This is a genomic window from Azohydromonas australica DSM 1124 (assembly GCF_000430725.1).
GTDB classification, from domain to species: domain Bacteria; phylum Pseudomonadota; class Gammaproteobacteria; order Burkholderiales; family Burkholderiaceae_C; genus Azohydromonas; species Azohydromonas australica.
On record NZ_AUMO01000052.1, the window covers coordinates 45085 to 62581 of the forward strand.

At 64.7% G+C, this 17497-nt stretch carries 20 protein-coding genes; 8 read left to right on the forward strand and 12 right to left on the reverse strand.

Annotation, left to right across the window (positions count from 1 at the left end):
* Position 1: 1 nt before the first annotated feature.
* From H537_RS0109420 to H537_RS0109465, 10 genes are read right to left on the reverse strand one after another with little or no spacing between them, the layout of a single operon-like run.
* Positions 2-934, reverse strand: coding sequence for a sulfotransferase (locus H537_RS0109420; RefSeq protein WP_028997715.1), 933 nt, complete (start codon positions 932-934; stop codon positions 2-4).
* A gap of 9 nt (positions 935-943) precedes the next feature.
* Complete coding sequence (locus tag H537_RS0109425; RefSeq protein WP_169516975.1) at positions 944-1657, reverse strand: sulfotransferase family 2 domain-containing protein; 714 nt, start codon at positions 1655-1657, stop codon at positions 944-946.
* 43 nt (positions 1658-1700) lie between these two features.
* Positions 1701-2600, reverse strand: coding sequence for a sulfotransferase family protein (locus tag H537_RS0109430; protein ID WP_169516976.1), 900 nt, complete (start codon positions 2598-2600; stop codon positions 1701-1703).
* Complete coding sequence (locus H537_RS0109435) at positions 2593-4182, reverse strand: hypothetical protein (protein WP_028997718.1); 1590 nt, start codon at positions 4180-4182, stop codon at positions 2593-2595. Before H537_RS0109435 ends, H537_RS0109430 begins: the two co-directional genes overlap by 8 nt.
* Positions 4179-4901: an exosortase-associated protein EpsI, B-type gene (epsI, locus tag H537_RS0109440; protein WP_028997719.1), complete on the reverse strand. Its 723-nt coding sequence runs from the start codon at positions 4899-4901 to the stop codon at positions 4179-4181. The genes H537_RS0109435 and epsI overlap by 4 nt, the downstream gene beginning before the upstream one ends.
* Positions 4898-5773, reverse strand: coding sequence for an exosortase B (gene xrtB / locus H537_RS0109445; protein WP_051242258.1), 876 nt, complete (start codon positions 5771-5773; stop codon positions 4898-4900). Before xrtB ends, epsI begins: the two co-directional genes overlap by 4 nt.
* A 30-nt stretch (positions 5774-5803) precedes the next feature.
* Positions 5804-6745 carry a polysaccharide biosynthesis tyrosine autokinase gene (locus H537_RS0109450; RefSeq protein WP_084150556.1) on the reverse strand — a complete coding sequence of 314 codons (942 nt, stop codon included), beginning with the start codon at positions 6743-6745 and terminating at the stop codon, positions 5804-5806.
* The gene (gene epsF, locus H537_RS0109455) at positions 6745-8166 is read right to left on the reverse strand and encodes a chain length determinant protein EpsF (RefSeq protein WP_028997722.1); all 1422 of its coding nucleotides are present in this window, start codon (positions 8164-8166) and stop codon (positions 6745-6747) included. The genes H537_RS0109450 and epsF overlap by 1 nt, the downstream gene beginning before the upstream one ends.
* A 10-nt stretch (positions 8167-8176) precedes the next feature.
* A complete protein-coding gene (epsE, locus tag H537_RS0109460; RefSeq protein ID WP_051242278.1) occupies positions 8177-9007 on the reverse strand; it encodes a polysaccharide export protein EpsE in 831 nt (276 codons plus the stop codon).
* Between the two features lie 56 nt (positions 9008-9063).
* Positions 9064-10071 carry an EpsD family peptidyl-prolyl cis-trans isomerase gene (locus H537_RS0109465; RefSeq protein ID WP_084150557.1) on the reverse strand — a complete coding sequence of 336 codons (1008 nt, stop codon included), beginning with the start codon at positions 10069-10071 and terminating at the stop codon, positions 9064-9066.
* A gap of 239 nt (positions 10072-10310) precedes the next feature.
* On the opposite strand from H537_RS0109465, the gene H537_RS52490 reads away from it, so the two are divergent.
* From H537_RS52490 to pssE, 6 genes are all read left to right on the forward strand, one after another.
* Positions 10311-10448: a hypothetical protein gene (locus H537_RS52490; RefSeq protein ID WP_156901570.1), complete on the forward strand. Its 138-nt coding sequence runs from the start codon at positions 10311-10313 to the stop codon at positions 10446-10448.
* Entirely contained in the window at positions 10445-11539 is a 1095-nt protein-coding gene (locus H537_RS0109470) for a glycosyltransferase (protein WP_028997725.1), read from the forward strand. Before H537_RS52490 ends, H537_RS0109470 begins: the two co-directional genes overlap by 4 nt.
* Before the next feature lie 40 nt (positions 11540-11579).
* On the forward strand, positions 11580-12680 hold the full coding sequence (locus H537_RS0109475) for a Gfo/Idh/MocA family protein (protein ID WP_028997726.1): 1101 nt from the start codon (positions 11580-11582) through the stop codon (positions 12678-12680).
* Between the two features lie 82 nt (positions 12681-12762).
* On the forward strand, positions 12763-13632 hold the full coding sequence (locus H537_RS0109480) for a hypothetical protein (protein WP_211234985.1): 870 nt from the start codon (positions 12763-12765) through the stop codon (positions 13630-13632).
* Positions 13629-14093 carry a glycosyltransferase family protein gene (locus H537_RS49025; RefSeq protein WP_051242262.1) on the forward strand — a complete coding sequence of 155 codons (465 nt, stop codon included), beginning with the start codon at positions 13629-13631 and terminating at the stop codon, positions 14091-14093. Before H537_RS0109480 ends, H537_RS49025 begins: the two co-directional genes overlap by 4 nt.
* A complete protein-coding gene (gene pssE / locus H537_RS0109490; RefSeq protein ID WP_028997728.1) occupies positions 14090-14584 on the forward strand; it encodes a PssE/Cps14G family polysaccharide biosynthesis glycosyltransferase in 495 nt (164 codons plus the stop codon). The genes H537_RS49025 and pssE overlap by 4 nt, the downstream gene beginning before the upstream one ends.
* Positions 14585-14617: 33 nt before the next feature.
* Here pssE and ubiE read toward each other — a convergent pair whose 3' ends face one another.
* Positions 14618-15349, reverse strand: a complete 732-nt coding sequence (gene ubiE, locus H537_RS0109495; protein WP_028997729.1) for a bifunctional demethylmenaquinone methyltransferase/2-methoxy-6-polyprenyl-1,4-benzoquinol methylase UbiE — start codon at positions 15347-15349, stop codon at positions 14618-14620.
* A 14-nt stretch (positions 15350-15363) separates the two neighbouring features.
* A complete protein-coding gene (locus H537_RS0109500) occupies positions 15364-15774 on the reverse strand; it encodes a gamma-butyrobetaine hydroxylase family protein (protein WP_028997730.1) in 411 nt (136 codons plus the stop codon).
* Between the two features lie 87 nt (positions 15775-15861).
* Between H537_RS0109500 and H537_RS0109505 the strand changes: the two genes are divergently transcribed.
* Both H537_RS0109505 and H537_RS42070 read left to right on the forward strand, forming a co-directional pair.
* Positions 15862-16848, forward strand: coding sequence for a Bug family tripartite tricarboxylate transporter substrate binding protein (locus tag H537_RS0109505; RefSeq protein ID WP_051242264.1), 987 nt, complete (start codon positions 15862-15864; stop codon positions 16846-16848).
* Between the two features lie 89 nt (positions 16849-16937).
* Complete coding sequence (locus tag H537_RS42070) at positions 16938-17495, forward strand: MgtC/SapB family protein (RefSeq protein ID WP_051242265.1); 558 nt, start codon at positions 16938-16940, stop codon at positions 17493-17495.
* Positions 17496-17497 lie beyond the last annotated feature (2 nt).

Here is a 17497-nt window from a genome sequence, read left to right on the forward strand (position 1 = left end):
TTCAGCGATAGCCCAGGGCCGCGTTCATGCGGCCGCCACGGCCGTCGAAATAGGAAAGCTCGGCGGGCTGCAGGTCATGGCGCCAGCGCTCGTCGAGCTTGATGCCCTTGCCCGGCGCAAAGCGGGTGGCGTTGCCGTTGACCATGTGGCGCACGGCACCGTCGAGCTGAAGCATGGATTCCTGGAAGCGCAGCCCCACGAAGTCGCACAACGTCTCGCCCGCCCGCCGCGGCGCGCTGGCGATGTCCTCGTACTTGAGCTGCATGCGCGCCTCGGCCGGCACGTGCTTCTCCAGCAGGGCCAGCGCCCGGCCGTAGTAGCTCAGCCAGCCGCGCACGCTTTCCTCCCGGTCGCGCCCGCTGCTGCGCCGCGACAGGTAGACGCCCCGCCCGTCCCGGGTCACGAGCAGGATGCGCACGGTGTCCGGGTCCCGCTGGTAGAGCTCTACCGCCTCCCGGACGTTCTTGGACGAGTCGATCACCACCTCCTTGTCCCAGGCGGCGGCCACGGCCTCGTACAGCCTCATCTTGTTCACCAGGGCCTGCTCGTAGGTCGGCGGCACCGGGCAGTGCGAGCGCACCCCCTCGGGCAGCAGATCCCGCATCGCCATCCAGCTCTTGCGCACGCGAACCCCAGCCAGGAAGCCGCGCGTCTGGTGCGCCTGGTCCACGTAGGTCCAGGCCACGGCGTCCCACAGCCGGAAGCGGTACGGCTCCTGCGGATCGAAACCCCAGGGCGCAAGCCGCTTGAATACGGCCTGCCAGTCCGGGCAATCCCGCACCAGCGCCCCGCAGGAACAGCGCTCGCCGACGCGGATGGCCTTGGCCAGAAAATTCACCTCGCCCAGCGAGGTGGCCTGCGGATGTCCGCCCAGGAACATGTCCGTCAGCGTCGAACCACAGCGTGCTGCCGAACAGACGTAAAGCACCTTCATTGCCTCGCCTCAAAAACAGTATCCGAACTGTTCGATATCCCGCGCATAGATTTGCGCCACCCGCTGGCGACTGGCGTCGGAGTAATAGTCCCTGTAGGAAAGCCGCCGGCTGGCATTCACCAGTGGCAGCTCGCAGCGGCAACCCAGCTGGTCGGCCACGTACTGGAAATCGTCCGCCAGGCGTTCGAAGCGCCCCACAAAATCCATGCAGACGTGGCCTTGCCCATTCACCACGAATTCCCATTGCGGGACGAAGTGAATCTGGGTATAGACGTTGCGCGTATCCAACCACTGGAGCACGAACTCGTCGAAAGACGGGTACTGGCTCAGTACGGAACGCCCCCAGGACGCATCGCGCTCGTTGCCGCCACCCTGTGACAGGTAGGTATAGGCGGAGACGATGCGGTCCCAGGGGTTGCGTACGAACGTGAACTTGAAATATTCGTCAAACGCTTGGCCACCGAACAAGGCACGGTAGGCCCGTGCCGTCAGGTGTCCTCCTCCCTTGCAGTCGAACAAGGCTGTGCACAACGATATTCCAGCGGTCTTGGGAATGTGCACAAAAATGCAGCGATTCTCGTCAAAAGGGCTCAGGCAATAATCTTCCGAGTCCGGCATCGTGCGAAGGCGGCGCAACGGCCCATTGGGCTTGTAAGCTCTCAACAGTTGTCTGTACCCCCAGGGCACCGAGCGGCGGTAAATGGACTGGATGACTGCATGCATCTGTACTCCTGGCAATTGACAAGCCCGTTCCATTTCCATCCGGTCACGCATAGCCCCAGCGAATCAGGGTATCCCGCTGAAGTGCGGTGACGCTTTCACGGTCCGCCGCGGACCATTTGCGTCGCCATGAGGCATCCACCGGCTTGATGGACAGGGAAGCGATGAAATCCTCGTACTCCCGATCGGCATACGCTTGCACGCCCATGAAGCGAAGCAGCTTGCGTAACTCGTCATGCGGATCGGCCAGCAATTGTTCGTAATGCAGGGTGTGCTTCGACGCGGCTTCAACGGTTTGCAACCCGCGCTCGATCTGGTGCATGCCCTCGACCCAGTTACGGGCCGCGATATGCAATTCGCTGACCCCTTCGGCCTTGAGTTCGCGCGGCGTCTTACCGGCCCAGAACAACTGGTGGTCCGCCCACCAGCCCACCCTCACCAGAGAATCGGCCACGCTGCGTCCGTCCCGCACCAAGTGCACGAACTTGCAGCGTGGAAAAGCCTGGCGCAGCACCGCCACGCGCCGGTTGTTGGCCGTGCGCTTGCAGACCACCACGTCGCCGCCGCCTTGCTGCAATACTGATTCAAAGGTGTTTCTCAGCCGGCCAAGGCCGGTTTCTGCCAGCACGAAATCATGCGGCGGCGTGGGCGGAATCCCAGCGCGCTCGAAAACGCTTTCGGCTTCCGCGGGTGCAGGTATCCAGAACTGCGACCATCCGCGCCGCCCCTCGAAATAGGCATTGCCCTGTCCGCCGAACCAGGCTTTGCGCTTGAGCGCCATCGAACGGCGTGGAATCTGGTGCATCATCGCCAGGCCGGGTAGCGCCGGCAGACGGCTCTGGTAATTACTCAAATAACCGACCGCGGGATGCGCCGCCAGCAATTTGTACAGCAACGTGGTCCCGGAACGGCCGGAACCCAGAATGAAGACAACCTTGTCATCCATGCAGATACCTCGGAGTCGCGTGCTTGCGTGCCATATCCGTTTTCGTGTTGTTCTCGGAACCATCCTGAGGCGCGAGGGCCGGGCCCGCCGCTCGAATCAGGCTGCCCAGCCGGACCACACGCCACCAGTAGGCTGAATATCCCAGCATGAACACCATGAGAAATTGCGAGGGAGCCGCGCGCAACGCAAAATTACTGTACGGCAATGTGATGGCATAAATCATCAGCCCGGCCGCGGCCGCCTCCAGCAGGGCCTTGTGCTCCACCGGCACCAGGGGCGAGCGGGCACTGCCCGCGCAGTTCATGCCGGCCAGCACCAGCACGGCCATCAATAGCACATGCCCGATGACACCGGTTTCCCATAACAGTACGTTGGTACTGGTCATGTCGAGTGGATAGGGAAACTGCCGCACCAGTTCGCCCGTGCCGATGGAGGAAATCTGCGTGGCTCCGATGCCATAACCCAGCAGGGCATGGAAGGGATCGCCGTAACGCACGCTGCGCTGCCACCAGTCCGCCATGCGTGCTGCCCGACTGACCACCACGCCACCACCCTCGGAGCGGCTGTGCACCTCCTCCGGGTTGAGCTGGTTCTTCACGGCTTCCAGCGGCGACGTGGGCATCTTGCCGGACAGCGTCATGCCGCGGTTGGCATAGAAAGTGTTCTCGTAGACCAGGAGCAGCGTACCCATCAGCGCCACGGAAATCAGGACGGCGCCCACGCTCAGCGCCGGCCGCTGCAGCAGTTCCCGGTAGTACACCAGTGCAAATACCACCGGCACCAGCAATACCGCAGCCTTGACCTCTGATAGGCCCAAGGAACCGAGAATGGAAAGGAGCACCAGGATGGCCAGGCCCCGGTGAATCTGGCGTGTCCGCCACAGCGATAGCACGGCCGCCATGGCGATCAGCAGGAAAATACCCATGCCATGGCTGGCACCGCCGCCTTCCATATTGCCGGGGAAAGTGCCGACCACGGCATCCCAGGGCGACAGGCGACTGGACGCCTTGGCCACCACCAGATACTGGTACAAGGCCACTGGCAACTGAATCACGGCACAAACCAGCAAGGCTTTCCAGGCCAGCGCCATGTCACGCGGCCCCAGCATGCCGACCGCGAGGGCCAGCGCGACGGACCAGAATGCGAAATAGGCCCGCGACGCCACGGCCACCTCGCCCACCATCGGTGAACTCAACGCCGTGCTGCACACTGCCACCACCACGAACATGGCCAGGATGAAAAGCCACAGGGGCCAGCCCGCGTCCATGGTGGGCTTTTTGGGTCTGAGCACGAAGGCTGCCAGCGGCACATAAAGGGCCAGCGTCAGCAGGGGCGGAACCCAGCGTGCGGAGTCCAGCTTGGCGAAATACATCACCGGCCCGACGAGCACCATGGACACGACCAATATGGACCAGAAGGCCAGCCGTGCGGGAATGACGAACAGCACCAGCAGGCCGATCAGGCCCACGAAAGGCGCCAGGAACGCCGGGCGCCCCAGGGCCGCCGCCATACCCATCAGCACGGCGAAGCCCAGGCCAAGAAACAACAGCGGCAAGGAACCGCGGGATGGATTGGAAATCATAGTGCCGCCGTTTTTGAATTTGCCGAGGGGCTGGAAACGCTGCCCATCAGCCGCTGGCGCATGGACGTATCCAGGCTGGCGACAAGAGCGCGCACGAATTCTTCATGGCGCCTGAAGGCGACTTCGGAATCCCGATCCAGGCTGGACACCCGCACCAAAATGCCGTCCGGAATCAGGCCGCGCACGCCATAGCGCAACTGGGCCAACTTCATTCCGGTGCCCGAGGTGACGGCTTGGTCGCCGACCACGATCCAGTAGGTAATGGGCTCATTCCGGTTACCCATGCGAGCCCGCAGGCGGCGCACTGGCAGTTCCTGACCGTCCACTGCCAAAGTGCCGACCCGGTTGAAGACGATTTCAAGGCCTTGGGCGGGATAACAGATTTCAGGCTTGTGCGCGGTTGTGCCGTCGGACTGGTCACCGCCATAAGCCATGGACAGCATGATGTGCCGCCCTTGCTGGTCCACATAAGTCCGCGACAGCACTTGGTTGTAGATTCGGTCCAGCTTGGCCTGGACTTCGGGCGAAGGCAGTATCACCGGCAAACTGTCATCCACGCGCCATTCACCAAAATGCTTGGGAATGCTGGATTCCAGGCTGCCCAGCGGCGAGGCATCCGCCACCTTGATGGATGGGCGCAGCGCATACGCCAGCCACGACGACAGTGCCATCGCCAGGAAAACCAGCAGCATCCGCAGGTGCAGAGACGAAAGCTTCATGCAGCTGCCCCCTTTCGCTCAGGAAAAAGGCGGCCCAGCGGATAGTCCACCAGCAGCATCAACGTCAGCGCCACCAAAAACAGCAGGATACCGGCAAACCCGTGCACGAATCCCTGCCCGGCAGCGTCACCAAAATGATAAGTCACCAGCACCAGTACCATGACCCGGATGACGTTGGAGCAAAACGAAATCGGCACGATGCACACAGCCAGCGCCACGTTGCGCGCCACGGACTTGTAATTCATGAGGTTCATGTACAGCAAGCCGAGCGCTTCCAGCGTGAACATCGAATTCAGTCCGGCACAGGCATCGGCCACGAACAGCTGGTATTGACCGATATTGAGCATGGCACCCGTGCGCGCGACGGGATAACCGATGCCATACAGCACGGCCTCCGCCACCGTGGAAACCGCCGTTTTCAAAGGTGCCGTCAGCGCCGCCACCAGGGCATTGGGCAGCGGTGCCATGAACAGCAGGAAAAACAGCGGAAACCACAGCAGCTTGACGGCGGCCCAGCCGCGGAACATCAGCAGCAGGCCAATCCAGAGAAATATCTGGGACCCGACCTCGAAAGCGATGACCGACTGGGAACGCCCGAACACGTAGAGCAGCAGCGCGACCAGGAAGATCGACGTACCGAGCCAGGGCCTGGGCGTGGCGGGCAGCGCCATGACTTCGTGCCGCTTCCTGTAGGCCAGCCAGTAGCTGACCGCCAGGATGATCGGCCCGTGCCCCTGCTCGTCAGAGGCCCAGGTGGTGTGCGAGAGGTCGTAGAAGGTCGGCAGGTAGAGCAGGCCGAATCCCAGGCCCAGCAGCCAGACGGGCCAGGCCGACACCGGCCAGGCGGGTTGAAACAGACCTGTGGCTCTCATGCTGTGTATCCACGCCTCAAGGTCCGGTACTCAGTACTCGTTCATCACCACACCGCACTGGCGCACGGGCACGCTGCGCAAGGCCGTGGTCAGGTCCTGCAGCGAGGAGGCCCGACTGCGGCCCGCGCGCACCATCGTCAGCACGCCGTCACAGCGGGCCGCGATGACAGGCGCGTCCGTGCCGTGGACATAGGCCGGCGTATCGACCACCACGTAATCGAACTTGGAGCACAGCTCGCGCATCAGCAGCCCGAAGGCCGGCCGCTCGACCAGCTCCAGTGGGTTCGGCGGCACCGCCCCCACCGGCAGCAGGTACAGGCTGGGCAGTTCTTCCACCGGCCGGATCACGTTGATCAGCGTGCGGCCCGATAGCACACCCGACAGGCCTACCGTGTTGTCCACGCAGAAGACCTCGTGCTGGCGTGGGTTGCGCATGTCCGCGTCGATCAGCAGCGTGCGTCCGCCGAGCTGGGAGAAGGCAATGGCCAGGTTGGCGGAGAAGTAGGTCTTGCCGTCCCCGGTGTCGGGACTGACCACTGCCAGCGAGCGGGCGCCGGTCTCCTCGGTGAACAGCTGCATCATCAGCTGGCTGCGGATCGCCCTGAAGGCTTCGGACCGGAAGGAGAACGGGTCTCGCGCGGTCACCAGCTCGCTGCTGAGCAGGCTCTTGGAGTTGGCCGGATACGGGTAGTGGAACTGCTGCGACAGCGCCCACAGCACGTCGTTGCCGCTGGCCACGCCTAGCTCGATGGCCGCCTCGCCGAAGCGGATGCCCCGCTCCTTCTGGTGCTGCAGCACCCGCTCAATCTGCTCGTCGCTGAGGTGGTTGGCGGACTTGATGATCTCGCCCAGCGGCCGTTCCTTGCCGGTCTCGCTGTCGTCCACGGAACCGGCCTGGTCGGCTTGGTAGCTGAACGAGGTTCCGGAGGTCCCGTCGCGCAAGGTCGAGCTGGGAATGCGATGGAGTTCCATTAGGCCGCCTTTCCTTGATAGCCCACCAGCCGCGTCTGCATCGACGCGCCACGCCGGGCACCGAACAGCCAGGTCTTGCGGTCAGGCTTGGGCAGATAACCGATGACGTGCAGATCGGCGAGCTGGGCCACGTCGTTGGGCGAGCGCACGCGGCGGTTCATGAACTCCAGCATCAGCGCCACGCCGACGGCCAGGATCGAGCCGAGGAACACGGCCACGATGCTGTTGAGCAGAATCTGCGGCGAGGACGGCTCGATGGGCTCCGTGGCGCGCGAGAACTCGATCAGGTTCGTCATCGTGGCCTGGCTCTCGATGCTGGTGGTGTTCAGGCGCGCCAGCACCGTGTCGTAGGCCTTCTGTGCGTTGTCCACGTCCCGCAGCAGCGAGGACATGCCGTCGCGCTGCGCCTTGAGCTTGAGCACCCGCTCGCGCTGCGTGTCCAGCGCGGCGCGGATCTCTGCCTCGCGGGACTGGTTGATGCGGTTGCTGACGACGACACCACCGGCCACGCGCGCCACTTCGCTGTTGACGCGGGAGCGCAGGCCGGCGATGGTGGCCTTGGCCTCCTGCACTTGCGGATGGGCGTCTCCCAGGCGGGCCGTGAGCTGGCTCAGCACCGATTCCTGCCGGGAGAGCTCGCCGCGCAACTGCGCCACCAAGCCGTTGTTGAGCACGTCCTGCACGCGGTCGCTGGCCACGTTGGCCGCGGCCTGCCGGCTGCTCGACTCGGTAGCCACGGCCTGCACTGCCACCAGTTGCGAGGACAGCTCGTTGAGCCGCGCGGTCTCGATGTCGATGCGCTCGTCAGTGGCGACGATGCCGTTTTCACGCTGGTAGGTGGACAGGGCCGTCTGCGCCTTTTCCAGCTGCTGCCTCAGGCTCTTGGCCCGCTCGTCGAAGAAGGCCGTGGATTGCCGCGCCGGATCGACACGCAGTTCCAGCGCCGTCTCCAGATAGGCCTTCACGAAGGCATTGGCGGTAGCCGCCGCGAGTTTGCGGTCCGGCGACTTGTAATTGACGACGATGATATTGGACTGGCCGGGGACCACCTGCAGGTTGATCTGCAGCATGTCGCCCAGCCAGGATTCGAACGAACCCACGCCTTGTGTCGCCTCCTGCCATTGCGCGCGCAGGTCCGCGTTTTCGTTCAGGCGCATCAACCGGGCCACACGCTGCGCGACGCGGTCGCTGTTGAGAATTTCCACTTGGCTGGTAATGACCTGGGGTACCAGTTGGCTGGCCAGGCTCATGCCCACGATCGGGTCAGGCGTGGCCACCTGCACCAATACGGAAGCGCTGCCGGTATAGGTCTTGGGCAATATCAGGCTGATGCCGATGGTCGTCACCAGGGTGGCGAGCAGGACGGCCATCACGACCTTCCAGCGCGCCACCAGGATGGCAAAGAATTGAGCAATGGACATGCGGTGACCCTCAGAAAATGCTCTCGCGGACGTACACCACATCGCCATCGCGCAGTGGTTCATTCATGGCGGGCTGCAATACCTCGATACGGCCGTCGGTACCCTTGCGGTGCACCTTCAAACCGCGGTCGGTGCCGCGCGGCGTCAATCCGCCGCCGGCCGCCAGGCCTTGCAGCAAGGTCATGCCGCGCTCCACGCGCAGCGGCCCGGGCCGCTGGACTTCGCCGTAGATGTAGGCGGTGGGCGCGCGGTCGACCCAGACCACGTCGCCGTCCTGGACCCGGGTTTCGAACGCCCCCTCCTGCTTGCCCGAGGCAAAGGCGTCGGAGAGGCTGATCTGGGTCTTGAACGGGCGGCCGTCGCGCACGCCCACCAGCGTCACGACGTCGGAGCCGGTGTCCGCTACGCCGCCGGCCACGGCCAGCAGATCGGTCAGACGCATTTGCGCCATCTCTAGCGGATAGCGTCCGGGCCGGTTGACGTGGCCCAGGACCGCGGCCTGATTGCCGCGCACCTGCATGATGAGAATGGAAACCTGAGGCTGCTTGACGAAATTGCCGGAACTCAGGCCACTGGCAATTCGCTGCTCCGCCTGGGGCACCGTCAGGCCGCCGACTTTCACGGCGCCAATGAGGGGATAGGTGATCATCCCGCTGTCCGTGACGCGGGTTTCCAGCGTTAGGTCAGGGTTTTGAAACACCGAAACCTTGAGCGTGTCGCCGGGGCCAAGCCTGTAATCGCCTGCATTGGCGGCGGATGAAGGTGCCGTGGCGACCGACGCGGGCGCCTGGGCCGCTGCCTGGCGCGCAGTACCCGTCTGGGATTGCGCCATGGTTGCCATGGACCATCCGACCAATGCGACGGAGATGCCGAGACGTACGAAACGCGCTGAGGAATTCATTTGTTCACCCCCATTCCTTGGTCAACTGAAGAATTACCCGACGCAGCGGCCGGGGTGTTTTGCCCATCGGGCTCGCCGGGCCCGTTCACCGGTTTTGCGGTGGCCGCAGCGGCCGGTGAGGCTTCCGCAAACTTACCCACATACTCGATCTTTGCCGCCGTGCGCAGGTCCTTGAGGTCGCGCTCGACCATTTCACGCTTGCGCTGCGCCGTCAGGAACTGCTCGATGGCCGGCTTGGCTTTTTCCAGGGAAACCGGCTGGGGCTGCGACTTGACCAGCACGATGACAATGGCGCCGGATTCTGTCGGAACGAAACGCGCCTGACCGTCGGTCATGGCCGCGAAATCGTCCAGGCGCTCCAGGGGAATCTGCTCCGCTGGCCTGACGGTCCGGTTCTGGACGTGTCGGATATTGCTGGTCCGCAGGTAGTCGGTGAAAGCTTCTATGTCCTTTGCAGCGGAAAGCCGCTTGCCCAGCTCCGGCAATTGATCTTTGGGTGCTTCTATATTGATCTCCTGCAGCTGGTAGATGCGCCGTTCCCGGAACAGCGCGGGTTTCTCGTTGTAGAACTTCTCGACCTCCGCCAAGGTGGGCTGCAACGCTGCCTCGGACACGCGTTCCATATAGGCGCGCGCCAGCACATCCCTTTTAGCGGCTTCCAGCGCCTGCAGCACGGCGGGCTGGCGGTCGATCTTGAGAGCCAGTGCCTTTTGGACGGCAAGCTCCTGGTCGATCAGGCGCGTCAACGCCTGCCGGCTTGCTGCATCGACCTCGTCCTGCCGTACTTCCCGCTGTTGCAGCAAGAAATTCACCTGATGGACAGAAATTTCGCCCTCATTGACACGGGCGGCCACCTGCGAGGCCGACTTCGCCTTTTGATCGCCACAGGCGCTCAAAAGACCCAGTGCCATGACCGCGGCTACCCCGACGCGCAGGATATTTCCGCAGGCATTGGGAGCGGTTAACGGCACCACGTGCCGTTCAATCCTCGTAGATAGCGGCATGGGCGTTACCAATAGTTTGGCTGTTCAAAACTGAGAGTCCTGGCGGAACCACTTCCGAAGGCCCGCAGTAAACCGCCATCGGCAGGGCGGAACAGCCCCATGAACACGGGTACTAACGAGAACAGGGGTAACCCGTAGGATTTTTGCTCCCCTACTTCGGTAGCGATTCCAGCATCCCGGAATGCTAAGGTTTGACAAGCAGGAGCCCAAACGCTGCTAAATGTGCACGAGGTAAATGTTTGAAACGTTACTTCCATGCCGACAGCGCGGCTTTAGACCAAAGCAAGACGGACGCCAGAGCAAAGCGGCGCCTGGCCTCAAGGACTATCAAAGTGGCAATTGAAGTGGCGATAAAACCGGAGTTCTTCTTTGAATGAAAGTGCTGCACATCATCAATGGAGAGTATTACGCGGGTGCTGAAAAGGTTCAGGACTTGCTGGCCCTCGGTCTGACCGAACTGGGCCATGAAATCAGTTTCGTCTGCTTCAAGCCAGACAAGTTTCCTTCATTGCGCAGCGGGCAGGAAATCAGCCTGCACAAGATGCCCATGCGGCACCGTTTCGATTTCGGCTGCGCACGCCGCGTGGCCGCGCTGGCGCGTGAAGGGGGTTTCAAGCTGCTGCATTCGCATTCGCCGCGTGGCGCCATGATCGGGCGCGTCGCCAGCCTGCTCGCGGGTGTGCCGATGGTTCACCACGTGCACAGTCCGGCGGCCCGCGATACCGAGGCGCCCTTGATGAACCGCGTGAATTCCGTGGTCGAGCGTTGGAGCGCCGGGTCCATCCAGGCACTGATTCCGGTATCGCGCAGCTTGGAGCGTTATCTGGTGCAGCAGGGATTTTCGGCCGAGCGCATATTCACAGTACCCAATGGCGTGCCCACGCCCGGCCCCTTGCCCCAGCGCTCCAGCCCGCAAGGCACCTGGCATATTGGAACGGTGGCCTTGTTCAGGCCACGCAAGGGTATTGAAATCCTGCTGCGGGCTGCGTCGCTATTGCTGCGCGCCGGCCGTGACCTGCGCATCGTGGCCGTGGGCGGCTTTGAAACACCGGCCTATGAAACCGAGATCAAGGCATTGGCCCATAACCTGGGCCTGGACGGGCACGTGGTCTGGACCGGTTTCACCCGGGACGTGGATGCCGCGCTCCGCGGCCTGGACGTGATGGTATTGCCCAGCCTGTATGGCGAGGGCATGCCCATGGCCGTATTGGAAGCCATGGCAACAGGCGTCCCGGTCGTTGCCTCCGACGTGGAGGGTATTCCGGAAGTGCTGGAACACGGCCGTACCGGCCTGGTCGTGCCTTCCGGCAACGAGCAGGCACTGGCCGCCGAATTGGGAGCCCTGATGGAAGCTCGCCACGACTGGGCTCGAATCCGCCAAGACGCTTACCGCCTGCAGTGCGAGCGTTATTCCTCGCGCAGCATGGCACGCGCCGTTTCAGACGTTTACGCACAGGTGCTCTCCTGACAGGACGGGCCAAAAACTTTCACCACCCTGGGAATCAGCAATGATCAAGACCGCAGTATTGGGCCTGGGCAAGATGGGGTTGTCCCATCTCGCCATTGCACGCGCGCATCCGGATATAGACCTAGTGGCCGGCTGTGATTCAAACAGCTACTTGACAGATGTGCTTGCGCAGTATTCCGGCCTCAAGTGCTACGGCGATTTCGACCGGCTGCTCGCCGAGGAAAAGCTGGACGCACTCCTCGTTGCCACGCCGTCCAAGTTCCACGCCGCCATGGTGGAAAAAGCGCTGGAGCGGGGCTTGCACGTGTTTTGCGAAAAGCCCTTCGTGCTGGACCCGGAGGACGGCTACAGGCTGACGGAGTTGGCAGAGCAGAAGAAGCTGGTTAACCAGGTCGGCTATCACTACCGCTTCGTCGGTGCCTTCCAGGAGGCCGCCCGCATCGTGCGCAGCGGCGCGCTCGGCGAGGTGCACCACGTGCGTATCGAAGCCTATGGCCCGGTGGTGCTGCGTCCCAGCGGCTCTACCTGGCGCTCGACCAAGACCGAAGGTGGCGGGGCCCTGTACGACTACGCATGCCACGCGCTGGACCTGATGAATTTCGTGGCGGGCACGCCGGGCGGCGTGAACGGGGTCGTGCGCCACAGCGTGTTCTCGCGCGACGTGGACGACGAGGTGTATGCGCTGTTCCGCTACCCCGGTGGCGCGAGCGCGCAGCTCAGCGTGAACTGGAGCGACGAGAGCCACCGCAAGATGTCCACCGCCATCACGGTCTGGGGCTCGCGCGGGCGCCTGAGCGCCGATCGCCAGGAATGCCAGGTCTACCTGCGCGAACCGCACGAAGCCCTGCCCGGCGCGCCCAAGGGCTGGTCGGTTCGCTACACCACGGATTTGACGCAGGAGGTCTGGTATTACCTGCGCGGCGAAGAGTACTCGGCCCAGGTTGATTATTTCGTGCAGAGCATCAAGCTCGGCCGCACCAACGGCGAAAACTCCTTCCGCTCCGCGCTGCAGACCGACCGGCTGGTTTCCATGCTGCTGGAGGCTGAAAGCAACCCAGGACAGCAGCGCGCCGCCGATATGGCTTCCGTTCCCGGACGCCGGGCTGGATTGTGGTCGCGCCTCGTCGGTGATCGGACCTGATCCCGGCGCCACCCTGCTTTTAAAACTCACGCGCCAAGCGCCAGCCATTCACATGTCGATGTCTCAGCCCCAATCGATCCCCATGGATCGCGTGCTTTTCGGTGACAACCAGTTTTTCGGCGTGAACCACATGTCCGAGGAAAAAGCGCGGGCGCAGGCCATGCGCTTCCAGGACACCTCCGCCATCATCAAGGTGCTGGATGCCGCCTACCAGGAAGGCATTCGCACCTTCATGTGCACCACGCACGACCGCGTGGGGGAAATCTGCGATTACTTCCGCACCCACCGGGACCGGTATCCGGATTACGCCTTCTACCCCTGCATGCCGTATGCGCATAAATATGCCAATGCCGTGACCGAATACGGCATGCTGGAAGCGCTGAAGAAATTCCTGCCCGAGGAAGGCTCGCTGGGCGCCATGCTCAAGGGTGGCATGGCACTGGCCAACAAGGACATTGAAAAGGTCCTGCAGCTGCTGGTCGATGCGGAAATGAAAATGTTCCGCGGGCTGCCGACGCCCGTGATATTCCTGCAGAACGTCATCACGGACCTGTTCCTGGGCCTGAATCTCAAGCCGGTACTGCGCATGTTCCATGACCACGTGCGCAATGCCTACGGCGCGGAGCCCGGCTACATCACCATGAATCTGCCGCGCCTGCTCGACGTGCTGGATGAGCTGGGCATCGAAAACCCAGTCGTCTGCGCCAACATCAACAAGATTGGTTTTCGCATGTGCGGCGGCATTCCCGCCTACGAGCAGGCCATTGAACAGCGCCGTTTCCGGCCGGTGGCAATGTCGGTCCTGGCCTCGGGTGCGATCGCGCCGCGCGACGCCATTGACTATGTCTGCCGCCAGCCCCGCATTGAGTCGATCGTGTTTGGTGCTTCCTCGCACGCCAATATTCGGCACACCAAGCAGCTGATCGATGAATTGAGCCTGGCGCCGCAATGAAGCTGGTCGTCGGTGCCTCGGCGGGCGGGCACGCCAACGAACTGCAGATCCTGCTGCGCCACGCGCAGGGTCTGTGGCCCGCGCAGCCCGCGGCCTACATCACCACCATGGAGATCGCGGCCTCGGGCTTTGACACCGGTGGGCAGCCGGTGCACGTGGTCGGCGAGTGCGATCGCCGCAAGCCCTTCCAGGCGGTGGCGGTCCTGGGCCGCACCCTGGGACTGGCCTGGAAGCTGCGACCTGATGTGGTAGTGACCACCGGCTCCATGCCGCTGGCGCTGTTCTGCATCTGGTCCAAGCTGCTGGGCGCCAAGGTGGTGTGGATCGACAGCGTGGCGCAGATCGAGGCCCTGTCCGTCAGCGGGCGCCTGATGCGCCGTGTCGCCGACCTGTGCCTGGCCCAGTGGCCGGCCGTCGCGGCGCGCTACCAGGGCGTGGAGTACGCCGGGGAGGTGCTGTGATCCTGCTGACCGTGGGCAGCATGTTTCCCTTCGACCGCCTGGTGCGGGAGATGGACGCGCTGGTGGGCGCCAGGCGCATCGGCGAGGAGGTGGTGGCGCAGATCGGCGACGGCAGCTACGAGCCGAAGCACATGCCCTTCCACCGCTTCCTGTCGCGCACAGCCTTCGACGAGCTGCTGGCGCAGTCCTCCATGCTCATCAGCCATGCGGGGGCCGGCACCATCGCGATGGCGCTGCAGCACGACAAGCGGCTGCTGGTGGTGCCGCGGCTGGCGCGCTTCGGCGAGCACGTGAACGACCACCAGATCGCCACCGCGCGCCGCTTCGAAGAGCTGCAGCACGTGCTGGTGGCTTACGAGATGGAGCAGCTGCCCGAGCGGCTGCAGGCGCTGCGCGGTTTCGAGCCGCGCCAGCGCCACGCGTCGCCGCAGCGGCTGGCGGAGCGCATCGGCCAGTTCCTGGCCACGGAGTGCGCGCCGCGCCGCGCCTGAGCGCCGGCGGCCCTCAGGCGCCGGCGCTCCTCATCAGCACTTGATGCCCACGTGCAGCGCCACCACGCCGGCGCTGAGGTTGTGCACGTCCACGTGGCCGAAGCCGGCCGTCTTCATCATGGCCTTGAGCGTGGCCTGGTCCGGGTGCATGCGGATCGACTCGGCCAGGTAGCGGTAGCTGTCGGCGTCGCCGGCCACCAGCTGGCCCAGGCGCGGCAGCACCTGGAAGGAGTACCAGTCGTAGGCCTTCTGCAGCGGCGCCGCCACCTTGGAGAACTCCAGCACCATCAGGCGGCCACCCGGCTTGAGCACGCGCGCCATCTCGGCCAGCGCGCCGTCCTTGTGCGTCATGTTGCGCAGGCCGAAGGCCACGCTGACGAGGTCGAAGGTGCCTTCGCGGAACGGCAGCTTCTCGGCGTCGCAGATGGTGCTGGGCAGCACCATGCCTTTGTCCAGCAGCCGGTCGCGGCCGGTGCGCAACATGGCCTCGTTGATGTCGGTGTGCACCACCAGGCCGCTCGGCCCCACCTTGGGCGCGAAGGCGCGCGCCAGGTCGCCCGTGCCGCCCGCGATGTCCAGCACGCGCTGGCCCTCGCGCAGGTTCGCGACCGCCAGCGTGTAGGCCTTCCATGCGCGGTGCAGGCCCATGGACATCAGGTCGTTCATCACGTCGTACTTGGACGCGACGGAGTCGAACACGCCGCGCACGCGGCGCGCCTTTTCCTGTTCTTCGACGGTCTCGAAACCGAAATGGGTCTGGCTCATGAGGGGGAAGTCGTTCAGTGGTGGTGGCCGCAGGAGGCACCCGACTTCTCGGGCATGGGCGCGTCGCGCTCGACGCCGGCTTCCTGCAGCCGTTTTTCGTAGTCCTGCCACAGCTGCTGCTGCTGCGAGCCGAGGAAGTACAGGTAGTCCCAGGTGAAGATGCCGGAGTCGTGCCCATCGGAGAAGCTGGGCTGCACCGCGTAGTGGCCCACGGGCTCGATGCCCACGATCTCCACCTCGCGCTTGCCCGTCTGCAGCACCTCCTGGCCCGGGCCGTGGCCCTGCACCTCGGCCGAGGGCGAATACACGCGCATCAGCTCGAAGGGAATGCGGAAGGAGGCGCCGTCCTCGAAGCTGATTTCCAGTTGCCTGGACTGCTGATGCACGGTAAGGGCGGTGGGCTGGTGCTGCGGGCTGCTGCTCATGGGGACTCCGGAATCCGGTGCGCCGAGGCGCGATCGGGCCCGATTATCCCGCTGGCTAAGATGGCCCCATTTGTCCAGCCCCTGACCATGACAAAGCTGTCCCGCCGCCGCCTCCTCCAAGCCGCCAGCGCCTCGCTACCGGGCCTGTCCCTGCCCTTCGCCGCAGCGGCGCAGGAGGCCTGGCCGTCCAGGCCGATCCGCTGGGTGGTGGCCTACCCGGCCGGCGGCGGCTCGGACTTCCTGGCGCGGCAGCTGGCGCCGCAGATGGGCAGGCAGTTGGGCCAGACCATCTACATCGAGAACCGCCCGGGCGCCGCCGGCATCATCGGCACGGACAACGCCGCCAAGTCCGCGCCCGACGGCTACACGCTGCTCACCGGCGACAACGGCGCGATGGTCTTCCACCAGGCGATGTACAAGCGCCTGCCTTACGACCCGAAGGATTTCGCGCCGGTAGGGTTCATGGCGCGCTTTCCGCTCATCGTGGTCGTGAACCCGCAATCGGGCTTCAGCGACGCGCGCCAGTGGCTGCGGGAGCTCAAGGCCAACCCAGGGCGCTTCAGCTACGCCTCGCCCGGCGTGGGCAGCCCGCACCACCTGGCGATGGAGCTGCTCAAGGAGCGCACCGGCAGCTTCGTGGTGCACGTGCCCTACCGCGGCACGGCCTTCGCGTCGCAGGACGTGATCGCCGGCCAGGTGCCGATGACGGTGCTGGACACCGCCGCCGGGCTGCCGCTGATCCGCAGCGGCAAGCTCAAGGCGCTGGCGGTGATGTCACCCCAGCGCATCCCCGCCCTGCTCCAGGTGCCCACGCTGCAGGAAGCCGGCGTGCAGGGCTTCGAGGCCACGGCCTGGCAGGCGCTGTTCGTGCCGCGCGGCACGCCGGAGCCCATCGTCCAGCGCCTGTCCGCGGAGATGCGCAAGGCCATCCTGGCCCCTGACGTCAAGCCGAAGTTGGAGGAGTTCGGCCTGGAGGTGCTGCCCGGCGACCCGGCGGCGCTCACGGCCTTCCTGCAGAAGGAAACGGCCTTCTGGCACGAGCTGATCCGCTCGCGCCGGCTCTCCGCCGAATAAGGGGTGGCGCGCCGCGATGGGTGCCTTTCTTGCCGCGCACGGCGCATGACAAGAAACGGCATCCGGCGCGAGAGCGGTGCCCGCGCGCGATGAGCTGGGAACAGGTGACGCAGACGATCCGCTCGGAGTTCGCCGACCTCTCCGACGTGGAGCAGCTCACCCGCGCCTGCACGCGGCTGACCGTGGCGGTGCTGCTGGGCGCGGCCATCGGCTGGGAGCGCGAGCGGCGGCGCAGCGCGGCGGGGCTGCGCACGCACATGCTGGTGGCGCTGGGCGCGGCGCTGTTCGTGCTGGCGCCCGCGCAGGCCGGCCTGGAGGAGGACGGCATGAGCCGCGTGCTGCAGGGCGTGATCTCGGGCATCGGCTTCCTGGGCGCGGGCGCGGTGCTCAAGCTCAGCGAACAGGGCGAGATCCGCGGCCTCACCACCGCGGCCAGCATCTGGGCCACCGCGGCCATCGGCATCGCGGTGGGCCAGGGCCGCGAGGCGACCGCGCTGCTGGCCACGTTCATCGTGCTGGCGATCCTGATCGTGCTGGCGCAGTTGGAACGGCGCATGCACCGCCCCCAGAGCCCCGGCACGCAGCACAGGGGCGACGCAACGCCGCCGCAACGGCGCCGGTCTACCGACGCCGTGGACGAGGACTGAGC

Coding starts and splice junctions, on each gene's coding strand:
- H537_RS0109420 (WP_028997715.1), bottom strand. CDS start 934: ATGAAGGTGCTTTACGTCTGTTCGGCAGCACGCTGTGGTTCGACGCTG.
- H537_RS0109425 (WP_169516975.1), bottom strand. CDS start 1,657: ATGCATGCAGTCATCCAGTCCATTTACCGCCGCTCGGTGCCCTGGGGG.
- H537_RS0109430 (WP_169516976.1), bottom strand. CDS start 2,600: ATGGATGACAAGGTTGTCTTCATTCTGGGTTCCGGCCGTTCCGGGACC.
- H537_RS0109435 (WP_028997718.1), bottom strand. CDS start 4,182: ATGATTTCCAATCCATCCCGCGGTTCCTTGCCGCTGTTGTTTCTTGGC.
- epsI (WP_028997719.1), bottom strand. CDS start 4,901: ATGAAGCTTTCGTCTCTGCACCTGCGGATGCTGCTGGTTTTCCTGGCG.
- xrtB (WP_051242258.1), bottom strand. CDS start 5,773: ATGAGAGCCACAGGTCTGTTTCAACCCGCCTGGCCGGTGTCGGCCTGG.
- H537_RS0109450 (WP_084150556.1), bottom strand. CDS start 6,745: ATGGAACTCCATCGCATTCCCAGCTCGACCTTGCGCGACGGGACCTCC.
- epsF (WP_028997722.1), bottom strand. CDS start 8,166: ATGTCCATTGCTCAATTCTTTGCCATCCTGGTGGCGCGCTGGAAGGTC.
- epsE (WP_051242278.1), bottom strand. CDS start 9,007: ATGGCAACCATGGCGCAATCCCAGACGGGTACTGCGCGCCAGGCAGCG.
- H537_RS0109465 (WP_084150557.1), bottom strand. CDS start 10,071: ATGCCGCTATCTACGAGGATTGAACGGCACGTGGTGCCGTTAACCGCT.
- H537_RS0109470 (WP_028997725.1), top strand. CDS start 10,445: ATGAAAGTGCTGCACATCATCAATGGAGAGTATTACGCGGGTGCTGAA.
- H537_RS0109475 (WP_028997726.1), top strand. CDS start 11,580: ATGATCAAGACCGCAGTATTGGGCCTGGGCAAGATGGGGTTGTCCCAT.
- H537_RS0109480 (WP_211234985.1), top strand. CDS start 12,763: ATGGATCGCGTGCTTTTCGGTGACAACCAGTTTTTCGGCGTGAACCAC.
- H537_RS49025 (WP_051242262.1), top strand. CDS start 13,629: ATGAAGCTGGTCGTCGGTGCCTCGGCGGGCGGGCACGCCAACGAACTG.
- ubiE (WP_028997729.1), bottom strand. CDS start 15,349: ATGAGCCAGACCCATTTCGGTTTCGAGACCGTCGAAGAACAGGAAAAG.
- H537_RS0109500 (WP_028997730.1), bottom strand. CDS start 15,774: ATGAGCAGCAGCCCGCAGCACCAGCCCACCGCCCTTACCGTGCATCAG.
- H537_RS0109505 (WP_051242264.1), top strand. CDS start 15,862: ATGACAAAGCTGTCCCGCCGCCGCCTCCTCCAAGCCGCCAGCGCCTCG.
- H537_RS42070 (WP_051242265.1), top strand. CDS start 16,938: ATGAGCTGGGAACAGGTGACGCAGACGATCCGCTCGGAGTTCGCCGAC.